This is a genomic window from Streptomyces sp. HUAS MG91 (assembly GCF_040529335.1).
In the GTDB taxonomy this organism is placed as follows: domain Bacteria; phylum Actinomycetota; class Actinomycetes; order Streptomycetales; family Streptomycetaceae; genus Streptomyces; species Streptomyces tabacisoli.
Map to the genome: position 1 here is coordinate 112279 of NZ_CP159535.1, position 18744 is coordinate 131022.

The following is an 18744-nucleotide window of genomic DNA, read 5'->3' on the forward strand; positions in this document are numbered from 1 at the left end:
CATGACAAACGACAACAGTGCCGAGGTCCTCGACTACCTCAAGCGGACGTCGATCGAACTGCTCGAGACGCGCAAGCGCCTGCAGGAGCTGACCGACGCCGCCGCCGAACCGGTCGCGATCGTGGGCGTCGCCTGCCGCTACCCCGGCGGGGTGAGCTCCCCCGAACAGCTCTGGGAGCTGGTGCACAGCGGCGCGGACGTCGTGTCGGACTTCCCCGACGACCGGGGCTGGGACGTGGAGAACCTCCACGACCCGGACGGCCTGCGGCCCGGCAGCTCGTCCACCCGCTCGGGCGGATTCCTGTACGACGCGGGCGACTTCGACGCCGAGTTCTTCGGACTCAGCCCGCGCGAGGCGCTCTCCGCCGACCCGCAGCACCGCCTGCTCCTGGAGACCGCCTGGGAGTCGCTGGAACGCGCGGGCATCGACCCGCAGAGCCTCAATGGCAGCGACACCGGTGTCTTCGCCGGCATCGCCTACTTCGGATACGGCAACCACTTCGCCACCCCCGAGTCCATCGCGGGGTACGCCCAGACCGGCTCGCTGCTGAGCGTGGCGTCCGGCCGGGTGGCGTACGCGCTGGGCCTCCAGGGCCCGGCCGTGTCGACGGACACGGCGTGCTCGTCGTCGCTTGTGACGGTGCATCAGGCGGTGCGCTCGCTGCGCCAGGGCGAATGCGGTCTCGCCCTGGCCGGTGGCGTCACCGTCATGGGGACACCGCAGGTGTTCCGGGAGATGTCCAAGCTGCGCGGCCTGTCGCAGGACGGCAGGTGCCGGGCGTTCGCCGACGCGGCGGACGGCACCGGCTTCTCCGAGGGCGTGGGCGTCCTGGTCCTGGAGCGGCTGTCGGACGCGCGGCGCAACGGCCACCGGGTGTGGGCCGTGATCCGGGGCAGCGCCGTCAACCAGGACGGCGCGTCCAACGGCCTGACCGCGCCGAGCGGCCCCGCCCAGCAGCGCGTCATCCGCGCCGCGCTCACCGACGCCCGCCTCCAGGCGGGCGACGTGGACGCCGTGGAGGCGCACGGCACCGGCACCCGGCTCGGCGACCCCATTGAGGCGGGCGCCCTGCTGGCCACCTACGGCCAGGAGCGGCAGGGCGGCGACCCGCTGTGGCTGGGCTCGTTGAAGTCGAACACCGGGCACACGCAGGCGGCCGCCGGGGTCGGCGGCCTGATCAAGATGGTCATGGCGATGCGGCACGGTGTGCTGCCCGCGACGCTGCACGTGGACCGCCCGTCCTCGCACGTCGACTGGGAGTCCGGCGCCGTCGAACTGCTCACCGAGGCCCGCGAGTGGACCACGCCGGAGGGCCGGCCGCGCCGCGCGGGCGTCTCCGCCTTCGGGGTCAGCGGCACCAACGCCCACGTGATCCTGGAGGAGCCGCCCGCCGACGAGGCCGGACCGACGTCCGGAGAGAAGGAGCTTTTGTACGGCGGCGGCGACGCGGTGCCGTGGGTGCTCTCGGCGCGCTCGCGGCAGGCGCTGCGGGCACAGGCCCGCAAACTGCGCGACTTCGCCGCCGCCGACACCGGCCAGGACCTCACCGACCTGGGCTGGTCGCTGGTGTCGAGCCGGACACCGTTCGAGCACCGCGCCGTCGTCGTCGGCCGGGACCGGGACGAACTGCTCACCGCGCTGACCGCCCTGAGCGAGGGCGAGGAGTCCCCCGCGGTCGTCCACGGCACCGTCGGCGAACCCGGCGGCACGGTCTTCATGTTCCCCGGCCAGGGCACCCAGTGGACGGGCGTGGCACGGCAGTTGTACGACGCCCACCCGGTGTTCGCACGGAGCCTCGACGAGACCTGCGCCCGCCTCGACGCCCACCTGCCGTTCGCGCTCCTGCCGCTGCTCCTCGCCGAGGAGGGCGACGCCGACTGGGTCGACGAGGACGGACGGCGGAAACGCACCGACATGGCCCAGGCGGCGCTGTTCGCCCTTCAGGTCGCCCTCTACCGGCTGCTCGCGCAGTACGGCCCGCGTCCCGACCACCTGATCGGCCACTCCGTCGGCGAGATCGCCGCGGCCCACGTCTCCGGGGTCCTCGGCCTGGACACCGCGGTCCGGCTCGTCGCCGCACGCGGCCGCGTCATGCAGGCGGTCACCGAGCAGGGCGCCATGCTGGCCGTGCGCGCCCCGCACGACCGGGTGGCCGGCCTGCTCGACGGGTACGACCGGGTCGGCGTCGCCGCCGTCAACGGCCCCGAGTCGGTCGTGGTGTCGGGCCTGCGCGAGCAGGTCCACGCGGTCCGGGACCGGCTCGTCGCCGACGGCGTCTCCGCGAAGCTCCTCCCGGTCGACCACGCGTTCCACTCGCCGCTCATGGACCCGGTCCTGGACGCGTTCGCCGACACCCTCGGCGAGCTTCCCCGGGACGGCGCGATGACGATCCCGATCGTCTCCACCCGGCTCGGCCGCGCGGCCACCCTCCAGGAACTGACCTCCGCCCGGTACTGGGTGGACCACGTGCGCGAGCCGGTGCGCTTCCACGAGGCCGTCGAGTGCGCCCGCGCCGCAGGCGCGAGCGTCTTCTTCGAGGTGGGCCCGGGCGCGACGCTCGCGAGCATCACCAAGGAGGCGTTCGCCGGGCAGGGCGTGCACGACGCGGTGGTCGTCTCGGCGTCGCGCAAGGGCCGCCCCGGCTCCCGGACCCTGCTCACCGCCCTCGCCCACCTGCACGTGCACGGCGCCGGCGTCGACTGGGCCGCCCTGTTCGGCACCCGCCGCCTGGTCGACCTGCCGACGTACGCGTTCCAGCACCAGCGCTACTGGCTGGACTTCCTGGCCGAGATGGAGACCGCCGACGTCACCTCCGCCGGGCTGACCGCCGCCGGCCATCCGCTGCTCGGCGCCGTGGTGGACCTGCCGGGCACCGACGAGACGGTCTTCACCGCCCTGTGGTCGCTGCGCACCCACGGCTGGCTCGCCGACCACACCGCCTTCGGCGCCGTCGTCGTCCCGGCGACCGCCCATCTGGACCTGGCCCTGTCGGCGGCCGCCCACACCGGGTGCGGAGCGGTGGAACAGCTGACCCTGGAGGTGCCCCTGATCCTGCCGGACTCCGGCGACGTACGGATCCGGGTCGTCGTCGGCCCGGCGGACGACGACGGGCGCCGCACCCTGGACGTGTACTCGCGCCCCGCCGACGAGGACCCGCAGGCGGGCGGCTGGACCCGGCACGCGATGGGCACGGTGCTGCCCGCCGGACCGCCGGCACCCGAACACGACGACGATGTACGCCCCTTGGCCTCCTGGCCGCCCGCCGGGGCCCGGCGGATCGACATCGGCACCCTCTACGACACGTTCGCGGACGCGGGCTTCGACTACGGCCCCGGCTTCCGCGGGCTGCGCGAGGTGTGGCGCCGGGGCGACGAGCTGTTCGCCCTGGCCACCCTGCCGGACACCGCCGACGGCGTCGCCGCCGAGGAGTTCGCGCTGCACCCCGCCCTGCTGGACACCGTCCTGCACGCGGCGATCGCCGGCGGCGTCGTCGACGTGAGCGGCGAGCGGAGCCGGATGCCGTTCTCCTGGTCCGGCGTGGAGCCGGCCGGTCCCGGCGCCGCGACCGTACGGGTCCGCCTCACGTCGACGGGCGAGGAGACGGTGACGCTGACCGTCGCCGACGAACGCGGCCGCCGGATCGCCACCATCGGCGCGCTGGCGTTCCGCCCGGCCGATGCCCAGCAGGTGCACTCCGCCCGCGGCGCCGCACGGCAGCCCTTGTACGAGGTGCGGTGGCGGCCGTCGAAGGAGCGCGCGCGGCAGGCCGGGCGCACCCCGTGGGCCGTGCTCGGCGCGCCCGACGGCCTGGCCGCCCGGCTGCGCCCGGCCGACGCCGCCGACACGACACCGCACTCCTCCCTCGACGCCCTCCTGGCCGGACAGCGGCCGCCCGCGCACATCGCCCTGTGCCTGGACGACCTCGTCGCGGCGAGCGCGGCCGACGGCCCGGTCGCCGCCACCCGCGACGCCGACAAGCGCGTCCTGGCGCTGCTCCAGCAGTTCCTCGCCGACGACCGCCTCGCCGGATCCACCCTGGTGGTGCTGACCCGGCTGGCCGTCGGCGCGGTCGCGGGGGAGCGCGTCGAGTCGTTGCCCGGAGCCTCGGTGTGGGGCCTGGTCCGCGCGGCGCAGAGCGAGCACCCGGGCAGGTTCCGGCTCGTGGACCTCGACGACGCGGACGCCTCCTGGGCGTCCCTCGCCGACGTGATCGCCGACGACGAGGCCCAACTCGCCGTGCGCGACGGCGCGTTCCTCGTGCCCCGGCTCGCCGCCGCCGCTCCGGACGGCCACCGCCTCCCGGAGCCGCCGGCCGGCGCCCACCGCCTCGGCATCCCGACCAAGGGAACCGTCGAGAACCTGACCTGGGTGCCGTGCCCCGAGGTCGACGCGCCCCTGGCGAGCGGCCAGGTCCGGATCGCCGTGCAGGCCGCCGGGCTCAACTTCCGCGACATCACCATCGCCCTCGGCCTCGTCGGCCGGACCGCCATCGACGCCGGGCTCGGCAGCGAGGGCGCCGGAGTCGTCCTCGACGTCGCCGACGACGTCACCGCGTTCGCCCCCGGCGACCGGGTCACCGGCATCTTCACCGGCGCCTTCGGCCGCACGGCCGTCGCCGACCACCGCATGCTCGTGCCCGTGCCCGACGGCTGGAGCTTCGCCGAGGCGGCCTCCGTGCCGTGCACGTTCCTCACCGCCTACCACGGCCTGCTGCGCGTGGCCCGGCTGAAGAAGGGGCAGCGGGTCCTCATCCACGCCGCGGCGGGCGGCGTCGGCATGGCCGCCGTCCAACTGGCCCGGCACGTCGGCGCCGAGATCTACGCCACCGCCAGCGAGGCCAAGTGGCCCGCCCTGCGCGCCCTGGGCCTCGACGACGACCACCTCGCGTCCTCCCGCGACCTGGAGTTCGCGCCGAAGTTCCTGCGCACCACCGAGGGCCGCGGAGTGGACGTCGTCCTCAACTCCCTCGCCCACGAGTTCGTCGACGCCTCGCTGACGCTGCTGCCGGGCGGCGGGCACTTCGCCGAGATGGGCAAGACCGACATCCGCGAGCCCGCGACGGTGGCCGCCGACCACCCCGGCGTCCACTACGAGGCGTTCGACCTCTGGGAGGCGGGACCGGACGCCCTCCAGGAGATGTTCCGCGCCGTCATGGACCTGTTCGCCGACGGCCGGATACGCCTGGGCCCGATCTCCCTGACCGGCATCCGCGACGCCCGCCGCACGTTCCGGGAGATGAGCCAGGGGCGCCACATCGGCAAGCTGGTCCTGGAGGTGGGCGGCGGCTTCGGCGGCGGCACGGTGCTCGTCACGGGCGGCACCGGGGGAGTGGGCTCCCTCGTCGCCCGCCACCTCGTGACCCATCACGGCGTCCGCAGCCTGGTCCTCGCCAGCCGCAGCGGACCGGCCGCCGAGGGCGTGCCCGGGCTCGTCGCCGAACTGGAGGCCGCCGGGGCGCGGGTGCGGGCCGTGGCCTGCGACGTGGCGGACCGCGACGCCGTGGCCGCACTCCTCGACGGTCTGCCGGGCAGCCACCCGTTGACCGCGGTCGTGCATGCCGCGGGTGCCCTCGCCGACGGCACCGTGGAGTCGCTGACCGCGAAGAGCCTCGACCACGTCCTCGACGCCAAGGCCGCCGGCGCTCACCATCTGCACGAACTGACCCGCGAGCGGCCCCTGTCGGCCTTCGTCGAGTTCTCCGCCTTCGCCGGCCAGACCGGCAACGCCGGACAGGCCAACTACGCCGCCGCCAACACCTTCCTCGACGGCCTGGCCGCCCGGCGCAGGTCCGAGGGCCTGCCCGCCACCTCCCTGTGCTGGGGCTGGTGGGAGGAGAGCAGCGGCATGACCGGAGAACTGCACCGCGCCGACCTGTCCCGGCTGCGCCGCGCGGGCATCGCCGCGATGCCGACCGCCGAGGCACTGGCCCTGTTCGACGCGGCGGTCGCCGAGGGCAAGGCCGTCCTCGTGCCCGCCCGGATCGACCTCGCCGCGCTGCGCGGCAGGCCCGCCGACGAGGTGCCCCCGCTGCTGCGCGACCTCGTCGACGCCGCCCGTCCCCGTCGCGCCGCGACCGCCACCGCCACGGCCGGCGGCCCCGCGGGACTCCTGGACCGGCTGACCGCGCTGCCCGCGCCGCAGGCGCGAGAAGCGCTCCTGGAGCGGATCCGCGAGCAGGCCGCCGTGGTCCTCGGGCACAGCTCGGGCGCGGGCGTCGACGCCGACCAGGCGTTCACCCAGCTCGGCTTCGACTCACTGACCGCCGTCGAGCTCTGCAACCTGCTGGCGGCCGAGACCGGCCTGCGCCTGCCGTCCACCCTCGTCTTCAGCTATCCGACCCCGCGCGAACTGGGCGAGCACCTCTTCGGCCTGCTGCGGCCGGCGGGCGAGGACGAGGGCGCCGCCCCCGGCGCGACGGACGACGCCGAAGCGGCCGACGAGACGCGCATCCGTGAGGTGCTGCGGACCGTGCGGATCGGGGACCTGCGCGCCGCGGGCCTGCTCGAACCGGTCCTCGCCCTGGCCGGCGCGGCCGCGGAACCCGACGCCGGCGAACCGGCCGGCCAACTGTCCGACCTGGACCTGGATTCCCTGATCGACCTGGCCCTGGACGAGAAGAGGTGAACGGCATGACCGACTCGACCGACCGCACGGCGGACGGCGCGGACCGGGTCCAGCGGGCGCTGCGCACGCTGCTGGAGGAGCGCGACCGGCTCCGCCGCGAGAACGACGACCTGAAGGCGGGCCGCGGCGAGCCGATCGCGGTGGTGTCCATGTCCTGCCGTTTCCCGGGAGGCGTGGCCTCACCGGAGGATCTGTGGGACGTGGTCCGCGAGGGCCGCGACATCGTCGGCGACTTCCCCGACGACCGCGGCTGGCGCGACGTGTACGACGCCGACCCCGACGCCACCGGCAAGGCGTACACCCGCCAGGGCGGATTCCTGACGGACGTGGCCGGGTTCGACGCCGGGTTCTTCGGCATCAGCCCGCGCGAGGCGCTGGCCGTCGACCCGCACCACCGGCTCCTCCTGGAGACGTCGTGGGAGGCGTTCGAACGGGCGGGTATCGTCCCCGCCGACGTACGGGGAAGCGACGTCGGCGTCTTCACGGGTGTGAGCTCGTCGGAGTACGGGTGGCGTTTCCTGGAGGGCGGCCAGAAGGACCTGGAGGGCTACCTGCTGTACGGCAGCGCCCTGAGCGTGGCCTCCGGCCGGGTCTCGTACGAACTGGGCCTCACCGGGCCCGCGGTGTCCCTGGACACCGCGTGCTCGTCGTCGCTGGTGTCGCTGCACATGGCGGTGCAGTCGCTGCGGTCGGGCGAGTGCTCGCTCGCCCTGGCGGGCGGGGCGCTCGTGATGGCGACGCCCGCGATGTTCGTCGAGTTCTCCCGCCAGCGCGCCCTGTCCGCCGACGGCCGCTGCAAGGCGTTCGCCGACGGCGCCGACGGCACCGGCTGGGCGGAGGGCGCGGGCGTCCTCCTCCTCGAACGGCTCTCCGACGCACGCCGCAACGGACACCCCGTCCTGGCCGTCGTGCGGGGCAGCGCGGTCAACCAGGACGGCGCCAGCAACGGCCTGACCGCCCCCAACGGCCGCGCCCAGGAGAAGGTCATCCGCGCGGCCCTGGCCAACGCGGGCGTGGACCCCGCCGACGTGGACCTGGTCGAGGCGCACGGCACCGGCACCAGGCTGGGCGACCCGATCGAGGCGGGTGCCCTGCTCGCCACGTACGGGCAGGGCCGCGCCGAGGAGCGGCCGCTGTGGCTCGGCTCCCTGAAGTCGAACATGGGGCACGCCCAGGCCGCGGCCGGCGTCGGCGGTGTCATCAAGACCGTGATGGCGCTGCGCCACGGCTATCTGCCCAAGACCCTGCACGTGAACGCGCCCACACGGGAGGTCGACTGGGAGTCCGGGGCCGTCGAGGTCCTCGCCGAGGGCCGGGAGTGGGCCCGCGCCGACGGGCCGCGCCGGGCGGGCGTGTCCTCGTTCGGCGTCAGCGGCACCAACGCGCACGTCGTCCTGGAGGAGGCGGACCCCGCGGACGGGCCCGCGGTGGCCACCGGCCCCGCCGACGGCACCATCGGCGCGGGTCTCGTGCCCTGGGTGCTGTCCGCCAAGAGCGCCCAGGCCCTGCGGCAACAGGCCTCCAGGCTCCGCGAGTTCACCGCCGCCGACCCGTCCCTGGACCTCGCCGACGTGGGCTGGTCGCTCGTGTCGAGCCGGTCCAGGTTCACCCACCGGGCCGTGGTCCTCGGCCACGACCGCGACGAACTCCTCGACGGCCTCGGCGCGTTGAGCGAGGGCACCGAGTCCCCCGCGGTCGTCCGCGGCAGCGCGGGCGGGCCGGGTCCCGTCGCCTTCGTCTTCCCGGGCCAGGGCTCCCAGTGGGCGGGCATGGGACGCGAGCTGTACGAGGGGTTCCCGGTCTTCGCCCGCAGCATCGACGCCTGCGCCGAGGCCCTGTCCGAGTGGGTCGACTGGTCGCTGCTCGACGTGATCCGCGGCGCGGCGGACGCCCCGGGCTTCGACCACGTCGACGTGGTGCAGCCCGCGCTGTTCGCGGTGATGGTGTCCACGGCGGCCCTGTGGCGGTCCTGGGGCGTGGAACCGGCCGCGGTGATCGGCCACAGCCAGGGCGAGATCGCCGCCGCGTACGTGAGCGGCGCGCTGTCCCTGCGGGACGCCACCCGGGTCGTGGCGCTGCGCAGCAAGGCCCTGGTGGACCTGATCGGGCACGGCGGGATGGCGTCGGTGGGCGCGTCCGCGGACGAGGTGGAGCGACACCTCGCGCCGTGGGGCGACCAGGTGAGCGTCGCCGTCGTCAACGGCCCGTCCTCGGTCGTGGTCTCCGGCGAACCGGAGTCGCTCGACGAGTTCGTGGAGAAGATGAACGCCGAGGGCGTCCAGGCCCGCCGCATCAAGGTCGACTACGCCTCGCACTCCCACCACGTGGCCCGCGTGCGGGACCAGGTGGTCGGCTCCCTGTCCGACGTCCGTCCCACGACGTCGACGGTGCCGTTCTACTCGACCCTGTACGGCGAGGTCATCGACACCACGCGCCTCGACGCCGGCTACTGGTACGAGAACCTGCGCGAGAAGGTCCTCTTCGAGCCGTCCGCACGGCAGCTGGCCGCGGACGGGTTCCGGGTGTTCGTCGAGGTGAGCCCGCACCCCGTGCTGACCGTGCCGGTGCAGGAGATCCTCGACGACACCGGTGGCGCCGGCGACTCGGGCGACGCGCTGGTCCTGTCGTCCTCGAGGCGCGGCAGAGGCGAGGTGGAGTCCGTGCTCACCTCGCTGGCCACGCTGCACGCGCGCGGCGGAGCCGTCGACTGGGCCGCCCTGTTCGGCACCCGCCGCCGCGTGGACCTGCCGACGTACGCGTTCCAGCACCAGCGCTACTGGCTCGGCTCCGCGCCCACCGCCGCCGTCGCACAGCTGCCGGCCGCCGAGCCGCCCGCGCCCGACGACACCGGCGAGCGCCCCCTGGCCGAGCGGGTCGCCGCGCTCTCCGGCGACGAGGCGAAGGAGCTCGTGCTCGACCACGTCCTCCAGAAGGTCGCCGTCGTGCTCGGACACGCCTCCGGCGGATCCGTCGACGCCGACCGGGAGTTCAAGGAGCTCGGCTTCGACTCGCTGCTGTCGGTGGAGCTCAGCAAGCGCCTGAGCGCCTCGACCGGGCACAAGCTGCGGCCGAACCTGGTGCTGCGGCACCCCTCGCCGCGGCGCATCGCCGGGCACCTCACGACCCTGCTGTCCGCGTAGGGCACGCCGGGGCACCTGTCCCGCCGGCGGGACACCGCAAGCCGTCACGGCCCGGTGTCCCGCCGGGTTACGAACTGTCTTGTACGGCCGCCGCGCTCTCCCGACCATGGGGGTGATCTGCGAATTCATCCGGTTTCCGGGCCTTCTTGTCTAGGGGTTGATCTGTGTGCGTTCATTCGGTGCGTCCTCTGCGCACAAGGGCATGTGGCGGGCGCAGGAGATGGCCCCCGACACGCCGAACCACGCGCTGACCATGTGGGACGTGGACGGTGACCTGGACCGGGAAGCCATCGGGTCCGCGTTCCTGCACGTCATGGGCGAGGCCGAGGTGCTGCGCGTCACCTTCTCCGACGACGGCGAGGGACTGCGCCTGGTCCCCAGGGAGCTGGGCGACTGGCGTCCGTTCGCCCTCGACCTGAGCGCCGAGGCCGACCCCGAGCAGGCGGCCCGCGACGCCCTCGCCGAACTGGTGCGGCAGCCCTTCGATCTCGGCCGGGACCTGCTGTTCCGGCTGGGCGCGGTCAAGCTGTCGGACACCCGCCACCTGCTGGTGATCGCCTACCACCACCTCATATCGGACGGGTTCGGCGCGGGCGGCCTGCTGTCCCGGCGCCTCGCCGAGGTCTACACGGCCCTGGTGCGCGGCGAGCCGGTGCCCGAGCTCGAACACCCCTGGGACACCGCGTCGTTCGCGGCCGAGGCCACCGACTACCTCGTCTCCGAGAAGTTCACCGAGGACTCCGCCTTCTGGCGCGACTACCTCAAGGACGCGCCCGCCCCCGCGCAGCTCCCGCGCGTCGCCCTCGGCGACGAGCAGCGCGCCGCCCTGTCCGAGCCGCTCGGCAGCGCCGACCGCTGGTCGGAGGTGGCCGAGACCATCGGCATGGCCTCCCGCACGCTGACCGTGCCGCGCGCCGAGGCCGACACCTGGACCGAGACCGCGCAGAACCTGGGCCTGTGGATGTCCCAACTGGTCACCGCCGCCACGGCCGTGTACCTGCGGCACCGCTGCGAACACCCCGAGTTCCTGCTCTCGCTCGCGGTGGGCAACCGGATCGGCGTGGCCAGCCGCACTCCCGGCCTCGCCGTGAACGTGGTCCCGGTGCGGGCGAAGGTCGGCCTCGACGCGTCCTTCGCTGACATCGCCGAGGCGCTCGTCGACGACACGTACGAGATCTTCGACCACACCGCCTGCCACTACTCCGACATCCAGCGGGCCGCCGGAACCCCGCTGAGCGACCGCGGCAGCTACGGCGCCGTCGTCAACGTCGTCGAGTTCGTCGAGCGGCTCACCTTCGGCGACAGCCCCGCCCGCTACTGCGGCGCGACCACCGGAACCTTCGAGGAGCTGTCCATCGGCGTCTACACCGACGGCAGCCCCGACAGCGACCTGTACATCCGGCTCGACGCCCCCGCCCGCCTCTACGACCGCGCCGAACTCCGCTTCATCGGCGAGGAGCTGATCGCCCACCTGCGCGCCGTGCTCGCCGCGGGCGACAAGCCGGTCGGCACCCTGGACGTGCTCGCCGGCGAGCACCGCGACCGGGTGCTGGCGGCGGCCCACGGCACGCGGACGCCGCAGTCCTGCCTGACGGTCCCCGAACTGTTCACCCGCCGGGCCGAGGCCGACCCCGACGCCGTCGCGCTGGTCGACGCGGACGACCAGGTGTCGTACGGCGAACTCGCCGCGCGCTCGGACCGGATCGCCCGTGCGCTGCGCGGGCGCGGCGTGGCGCCCGAGACGGTCGTCGCGGTGGCGCTGCCGCGCTCGGCGGAGCTCGCCGCCGCCCTCCTGGGTGTGGCGAAGGCGGGCGGCGCGTACCTCCCCGTCGACCCGGCGGCCCCGGTCGACCGGATCACCGCGCGGATCGGCGACACCGAGGCGCGCGTCCTGCTCACCGACGCGGCGACCGCCGAACGCCTCGCGGCGGACTCCGGCGCCCCGGTGACCACCGTCGAGGCGCTCCTGTCCGAGGGCGCCGCCGACACCCCGGCCGTCACGGCCGCCCCGCGAGCGGACAACCTCCTGGCCGTCCTCCCCGACTCCGCGACCTCCGGCACGGACGGGGCGGTGGCCCTCACCCACCGCAACCTCGCACGGCTCACCCAGGACGCACCGTGGTGCACGGCCGACGGCACCACGGTGCTGTGGCACACCGCGCACACCTCCGACGCGCTCGCCCTCGACCTGTGGGCGCCCCTCCTGGCCGGCGGCCGCGTGGTCGTGGCCCCGGGCGGGGACCTCGACGCCGACGCCCTGACCGCCGCGCGCGCCGCCCACGGCATCACCACGGTGTGGCTGCCCGCGAGCTGGTTCTCGGCGATCGCCGCCGAACGCCCCGAGGCGCTGGCCGGGCTGCGCGAGGTCGTCACCGGCGGCGACCGGGTGCCCGCCGCCGCGCTGCGCCGGGTCCGCGAGGCCTGCCCCGAACTGACCGTCGTGCACGGCCACGGCCCGGCCGAGTCGACCCTGTACGCCGCGTGCCACCGCCTGGCCGCGGGCGAACCGCTGCCCGACGCGTCCACGATCGGCCACCCCCTGGACAACACCTCCCTCCACGTCCTCGGCCCGGGCCTCAACCCGCTGCCCGCCGGTGTGACCGGCGAGCTGTACGTGGCCGGGACCGGCCTGGCGCGCGGCTACGCCGGGCGGGCCGCGGCGACCGCGGAGCACTTCGTGGCCTGTCCGTTCGGCCCGGCCGGCGCCGTCATGCACCGGACCGGTGACCGGGTGCGCCGGCGCGAGGACGGCCGGCTCGAGTACGTGGCGCGTGCCGATCGGCGCGAGCGGCCGGCGGAGGTGGAGGAGGTGCTGTCCGAGCACGCCCACCTCGCCCAGTCCGTCGTCCTCGTCACGGCGGACGGCTCCGGCGGCCGGCAGCGCCTGGTCGCGTACGTCGTCCCGGCCGCCGGGCGGACCGTCGAGACCGACGAACTGCGCCGGTTCGCCGCAGGCCGGCTGCCCGAGTCCCGGGTGCCGTCGGTGTTCACCGTCCTCGACCGGCTGCCGCTGACGGCGGGCGGCCGGGTCGACCTCGCGGCGCTGCCCGAGCCCGCCTCCGCCGAGGACACCTACCGGGCGCCGCGCAACGACATCGAGCGGACCCTGGCCAAGGCCTTCGCCGAGGTCCTCGAACTCGAACGGGTCGGCATCGACGACGACTTCTTCGACCTGGGCGGCAACTCGCTGCGGGCGATCCGCCTCGTCGGCCTGATCCGCTCCGAACTCAAGCAGGAAGTCACCATCCGCCGCCTGTTCGCGGCCCGGACCGTCACCGGTCTGTCGGACATGTGGAAGGACCTCGGGCAGGCCCGCAGGCCCGGTCTGCGCAGGCGGACCAGGGAAGGCGCCGTCCTGTAACCACCGCCCCCGGCACACGAATCCGTCGCTCGACCGCGCCCGACCGGCGCGGTGCCCCGATCAGCGGGTGAGGAGAAAGGGAATCATGGATTCTTTGACAGAAGCCCTGCTGTCCGGGGCCGGCCCGGACGAGATCGGGCGACACGCACTTCCCCCGCAGTACCGGGCCGCGCACCTGCTGGCCGCCGACGTCGGCATGTTCGACGGGGTGGCCGATCCCGACGTGCGCAAGTCGCTGCACGTCGGGTCCGTCCCCATGCCGGAGCTCGCCCCGGACGAGGTGGTCGTCGCCGTCATGGCGAGTTCCATCAACTACAACACCGTCTGGTCGGCGACGTTCGAACCGGTGCCCACCTTCGCGTTCCTCAAGCGCCAGGCCCGCAACGGCGGTTGGGACCGCCGGCACGACCTGCCGCACCAGGTCGTCGGATCGGACGCGGCCGGCATCGTCGTACGCGCCGGGACCGGCGTACGCCACTGGAAGCCCGGCGACCACGTGGTGGCCAGCTGCGTCCAGGTCGACGACCAGGAACCGGCCACCCACGCCGACGCCATGCTCGGCACCGGCCAGCGCATCTGGGGCTACGAGACGAACTTCGGCGGCCTCGCCCACTACGCGGTCGTCCGCGCCAGCCAGCTGCTGCCCAAACCGCCGCACCTGACCTGGGAGGAGTCCGCGAGCGTCCTGCTGACCGCGGCCACCTCCTACCGGATGCTCATCGGTGACAACGGCGCCCGGATCAAGCAGGGCGACATCGTGCTCGTCTGGGGCGCCACCGGTGGACTCGGCGCCTACGCGGTGCAGATGGTGAAGAACGCGGGCGGCATCCCCGTCGGCGTCGTCGGCTCCGAGCACAAGGCCGCGGCACTGCGCCGGCTCGGCTGCGACGTCGTCATCGACCGCAGCGCGATCGGCCTGGGCGACGACGGCGCACCCACCCCGGAACGCACCATCGAACTGGGCAAGCGCCTCGGCCGGGAGATCCGCCGCCAGGTCGGCGAGGACCCGCACGTCGTCTTCGACTACGTCGGGCGCGCCACGTTCGGGATCTCCGTGTTCGTCGTCCGCAAGGGCGGCACGGTCGTCACCTGCGGATCGAGCACCGGCTACGACCACCACTTCGACAACCGCTACCTGTGGATGAACCTCAAGAAGGTCATCGGCAGCCACGCCGCGAACCTCCAGGAACAGGCCGAGTGCAACCGCCTGTTCCGCCTCGGCCACCTGGCCCCCGTCCTCTCCGACGTCTACCCGCTCGACGAGGTGGGCGAGGCGGCGCGCCTCGTCCAGCTCAACCGGCACATCGGCAAGGTCGGTGTGCTGTGCCTCGCCCCCGAGGAGGGCCTCGGCGTCACCGACCCCGCCCTGCGGGAGAGGATCGGCGCCGAGCGGCTCAACCCGCTGCGCGGTCTGGGCGCGGCGCCCCGCCCCGCCGAAGGCGCTCGGTCATGACCGGGGCCACCGGCATCGGCATCCTGTCCACCGGCTCCTACCTGCCCAAGCACGAGGTGAGCAACGAGGAGGTCGCCGCCCGGGTCGGCGTCACCGCGGACTGGATCGAACGCAAGACCCAGATACGGTCGCGGCGCTACGCCGCCGACCACGAGGCGACGTCGGACCTGGCGATCAAGGCGGCCGAACGGGCCCTGGAACAGGCACACCTGACCGCACAGCAGATCGACTACATCATCCTCTCCACCTCCACCGGCGACTTCCCGCAACCGCCCACCTCCTACCTCGTCCAGCACGGCCTGGGCGCCTACGGCGCCGCCTGCTTCGACGTGAACGTCGTGTGCAGCGGCTTCGTCTACGCCCTCTCCCTGGCCCACGCCCTGGTGACCGTGCGCCCCGGTGCCCGCGCCCTGGTGATCGGCGCGGACGTGTACTCGCGCATCCTCGACGTCACCGACCGCAGGACCGCCATCCTGTTCGCCGACGGAGCCGGAGCCGCGATCGTCGGAGCGGTCCCGCAGCCGTACGGCATCATCGCCACCGACCTCGCCAGCCGGGGCGACGCGCACCACCTGATCCGCGTCGAGGCGGGCGGCAGCCGCCACCCGGCGTCGGCGGAGACCGTCGCCGAGGGCGGCCACCACTTCAAGATGGACGGCCGCGGAGTACGGGACTTCGTGGCCGAACACGTGCCGCCCGCGCTGCGCGCACTGGCCGCGCGGGCCGGCGTCGACCTCGCCGCCGTCGACCACTTCGTACCGCACCAGGCCAACGGCGTCATGCTCACGGACGTCGTCGACCGCGCGGGCCTCACCACCGCGCGGACGCACCGCACCCTGATCCGGTACGGGAACGTCGGCAGCGCCTCGGTGCCGGTCGCGCTCGACGAGGCCCACCGCACCGGCGCCCTGACGCCGGGCGACCTCGTGCTCCTCGCCGGCTTCGGTGGCGGCATGTCGATCGGCGCATCACTACTGACCTGGGGGACCGCATGACCACGACGACCGGCAGCGACACGATCGAGAGGGTGGGTGTCGCGGGCAGCGGCATCATGGGCACCGGCATCGCCGAACTGTGCGCCAAGTCAGGCCTGGACGTGGTCGTCGCGGTGTTCTCCGACGCCTCCCTCGACAAGGGGCCGCAGCGCCTGGCCGCCTCCCTCGACCGGGGCGTGGCCAGGGGCAAGCTGACCGCCGAGCAGCGCGACGCGGCACTGTCCCGGGTCACCTACACCCGCGACCTCGCCGACCTCGCCGACCGCCAGCTGGTGATCGAGGCGATCAAGGAGGACGAGCCGCTCAAACTCGACCTCTTCGCCACCCTCGACAAGATCGTGGAGGACCCGCACGCCATCCTGGCGACCAACACCTCCTCGATCCCCGTCGTCCGCCTCTCCGCCGCTACCCGCCGCGCCGAGCACGTGCTCGGCCTGCACTTCTTCAACCCGGTCCCGGCGCTGCCGCTCGTCGAGGTGGTCCCCTCGGTGCTGACGGACAGGGCGGTGAGCGACCGAGCCCTCACCTTCGTCCGCGACGTCCTGGGCAAGCAGCCCATCACCTCGCCGGACCGCGCCGGCTTCCTCGTCAACGCGCTGCTCTTCCCCTACCTCCTGTCCGCGGTCCGCATGGTCGAGTCGGGCCTGGCCACGGCGGAGGTCATCGACCAGGGCATGACCCAGGGCTGCTCGCACCCGATGGGCCCGCTGCGCCTGGCCGACCTGATCGGGCTGGACACGACCGTGTCCATCGCGCAGGCCATGTACGAGGAGTTCAAGGAGCCGCTGTACGCTCCGCCGCCGCTGCTGCTGCGCATGGTGGAGGGCGGCCTGCTGGGCAAGAAGTCCGGCCGGGGCTTCTACCCGTACGCGTGAGGGAACGGCGAAGGGCCCGGGCGGGGGATGCCGCCCGGGCCCTTCGCCGCTCCCTGGGATCGCTCAGACGGCGACGGTGCGCGCCGCCAGCCCCTCGGTGACGGCGCCGGCGACCGGCCCGAGCTGGTCGAAGAGGTAGAAGTGACCGCCGGGGAAGACCTTCAGACCGAAGTCACGGCTGGTGTGCGCCCGCCAGGTCCACATGTCGTCGACCGTCGTCATCGGGTCGCTGTCGCCGGTCAGGGCGGTCAACGGGACATCGAGCGGCTCGCCGCCGCGCCAGGTGAACGTGCCGAGGATGCGATAGTCGGCCCGCAGAGCCGGCAGCACGATCTCCAGGATCTCCGGATCGTCGAGCATCGCCTGCTCGGTGCCGCCCAGCCGGCGCACGTCGGCGAGCACGTCGGCGTCGTCGAACCGGCCGAAGGCGCTGTCCCGGCCGTCCGGCGCGCCCCGCCCCGACAGGAACAGCCGCTGCGGCCGGGGCAGTCCGTCGCGGGCCAGCAGCCGGGCCGTCTCGAAGGCGACGAGCGCCCCCATGCTGTGACCGAACAGGGCGTAGGGCCGCTCCGGATCGGCGGCCACTTCGCCGGCCAGCTGCTCGGCGACAGCCCCGACGAGGTCGTCCAGCTCGGTGAACGGCTCCTCGCGGTAGCGGTCCTGGCGCCCCGGGTACTGCAGGGACACCACGTCGAACGCGGACGGCAGGGAGCGCGCCAGCTGCAGGTACGCGGTGGCGGAGCCCCCCGCGTGGGGGAAGCAGAAGAGCCGGGGCCCGTTCCCGGCGGGGGTGAAGCGTCGGAACCACGTGCTGTTCACGGTCGGAAGTCCCTTCGTGGGCGAAAGGCCGCCGACCCCGACGGAGAACTCTCCGGCGGGGTCAGGGCGTTGTCCGTCAGGCGGTGTCGGGTGTGCGGGGCGAGCGTGGGAACGGTCGGACAGCCCGCCGGTGCCCCTCCGGGGGGTGGTGTGGGTGCCGACGGGCCGTTCGGTGCTCCGCGAGGGCTCATGACCGCACGTACCGGAGCTCACCCCCCGAGGCTGCCGGAGTGCGCTCGACGGGCGCTGGGGAGCCGGTGGAGAGCCCGGGTCCCCTTTCGGCCTCCACCACGCCGGCGAGCCGCCGCACTCCTTCACGGATCCGTTCCGGCGTCGGATAGCAGTACGACAACCGCATCTGGCGGCCACCCGACTTGTCCGTGTAGAAGCCGCTGCCCGACGCGTACGCCACCCCGGCCGCCACCGCACGCGGCAGCATCGCCCGGGTGTCCACGCCCTCGGGCACGGTCACCCACACGTAGAATCCGCCGTCCGGTACCGTCCAGGTGCATTCCGGCGGCAGGTACCGCTCCAGCGCGTCCAGCATCGCGTCGCGCCGCTCCCGGTAGATCTCCCGGAACACGGCGATCTGCCCCTGCCAGTCGTGCGCGGCCAGGTACCGCGACACGATCATCTGGTTCAGCGTGGGCGGGCACAGCGTCGCCGACTCCATCGCCAGCACCAGTTTCTCGCGCACCTCGTCCGGCGCGAGTACCCAGCCGACCCGCAGCCCGGACGCGAACGTCTTGGAGAACGAGCCCAGGTACACCACGTTGTCCGGGTCCGTCGACCGCAGCGCCGGGTAGGTGGCGCCGTCGAAGCCGAGCAGCCCGTACGGGTTGTCCTCGACCACCAGCACCCCGTGCGCGCGGCAGATCTCCAGGATCTCGGTCCGGCGCTCCACCGCGAGCGTTACGCCCGCCGGGTTGTGGAAGTTCGGGATCGTGTACAGCATCTTCACCCGCTGCCCGGCGGCCCGGGCCCGCCGCAGCGCCGCCCGCAGCCCCTCCGGCACCAGACCGTGCCCGTCCATCGGCACATGCACGACCTGCGCCTGGTACGCCGCGAACGAGCCCAACGCCCCCACATAGGAGGGGCCTTCGGCCATCACCACGTCACCGGGATCGCACAGCAGCCGGGTCAGCAGATCGATCCCCATCTGCGAACCGACCGTCACCACGACCTCCTCCGGCCGCGCGGTGACACCCTCCAGCGCCATCACGGCGCAGATCTGCTCCCGCAGCGGCGGCAGTCCGTGCGCCGACGCGTACTGCAGTGCCGTCAGACCGTCCTCCGCGACGAGCTGCGCGACCTGCTGAGAGAGCGCGGCCAGCGGCAGGGCGGCCAGATTCGGCATGCCGCCCGCCAGCGAGACCACCTCGGGCCTGCTGGCGACCGCGAACAGCGCCCGGATCTCCGAGGCTTCCATGCCGGCGGTGCGCACGGCGAACCGGTTCGCTGCGATGTCGTGCACGT

General features: G+C 74.0%; 8 protein-coding genes. 6 read left to right on the forward strand and 2 right to left on the reverse strand.

Annotated elements, in window-relative coordinates; all coding sequences use genetic code 11:
- Position 1 precedes the first annotated feature (1 nt).
- From ABII15_RS38820 to ABII15_RS38845, 6 genes are all read left to right on the forward strand, one after another.
- Entirely contained in the window at positions 2-6625 is a 6624-nt protein-coding gene (locus ABII15_RS38820) for a type I polyketide synthase (RefSeq protein WP_353947396.1), read from the forward strand.
- A gap of 5 nt (positions 6626-6630) precedes the next feature.
- On the forward strand, positions 6631-9765 hold the full coding sequence (locus tag ABII15_RS38825; RefSeq protein ID WP_353947397.1) for a type I polyketide synthase: 3135 nt from the start codon (positions 6631-6633) through the stop codon (positions 9763-9765).
- A gap of 166 nt (positions 9766-9931) precedes the next feature.
- Positions 9932-13126, forward strand: coding sequence for an AMP-binding protein (locus ABII15_RS38830; RefSeq protein WP_353947398.1), 3195 nt, complete (start codon positions 9932-9934; stop codon positions 13124-13126).
- Positions 13127-13211: 85 nt separating this feature from the next.
- Entirely contained in the window at positions 13212-14579 is a 1368-nt protein-coding gene (gene ccrA / locus ABII15_RS38835; protein WP_353947399.1) for a crotonyl-CoA carboxylase/reductase, read from the forward strand.
- Positions 14576-15574, forward strand: a complete 999-nt coding sequence (locus ABII15_RS38840) for a ketoacyl-ACP synthase III (protein ID WP_353947400.1) — start codon at positions 14576-14578, stop codon at positions 15572-15574. Before ccrA ends, ABII15_RS38840 begins: the two co-directional genes overlap by 4 nt.
- A complete protein-coding gene (locus tag ABII15_RS38845; protein WP_353947401.1) occupies positions 15571-16449 on the forward strand; it encodes a 3-hydroxybutyryl-CoA dehydrogenase in 879 nt (292 codons plus the stop codon). The genes ABII15_RS38840 and ABII15_RS38845 overlap by 4 nt, the downstream gene beginning before the upstream one ends.
- A gap of 63 nt (positions 16450-16512) precedes the next feature.
- Here ABII15_RS38845 and ABII15_RS38850 read toward each other — a convergent pair whose 3' ends face one another.
- Both ABII15_RS38850 and ABII15_RS38855 read right to left on the reverse strand, forming a co-directional pair.
- Positions 16513-17268 (reverse strand): alpha/beta fold hydrolase, encoded by a 756-nt coding sequence (locus ABII15_RS38850; protein WP_353947402.1) that lies wholly within the window; start codon positions 17266-17268, stop codon positions 16513-16515.
- A gap of 187 nt (positions 17269-17455) precedes the next feature.
- Positions 17456-18742 (reverse strand): PLP-dependent aminotransferase family protein, encoded by a 1287-nt coding sequence (locus tag ABII15_RS38855; RefSeq protein WP_353947403.1) that lies wholly within the window; start codon positions 18740-18742, stop codon positions 17456-17458.
- Between the last annotated feature and the right edge of the window lie 2 nt (positions 18743-18744).

Excerpts from the sequence above, each read along its gene's own strand:
- ABII15_RS38825 (WP_353947397.1), top strand. The coding sequence starts at position 6,631 with ATGACCGACTCGACCGACCGCACGGCGGACGGCGCGGACCGGGTCCAG.
- ABII15_RS38845 (WP_353947401.1), top strand. The coding sequence starts at position 15,571 with ATGACCACGACGACCGGCAGCGACACGATCGAGAGGGTGGGTGTCGCG.
- ABII15_RS38840 (WP_353947400.1), top strand. The coding sequence starts at position 14,576 with ATGACCGGGGCCACCGGCATCGGCATCCTGTCCACCGGCTCCTACCTG.
- ccrA (WP_353947399.1), top strand. The coding sequence starts at position 13,212 with ATGGATTCTTTGACAGAAGCCCTGCTGTCCGGGGCCGGCCCGGACGAG.
- ABII15_RS38820 (WP_353947396.1), top strand. The coding sequence starts at position 2 with ATGACAAACGACAACAGTGCCGAGGTCCTCGACTACCTCAAGCGGACG.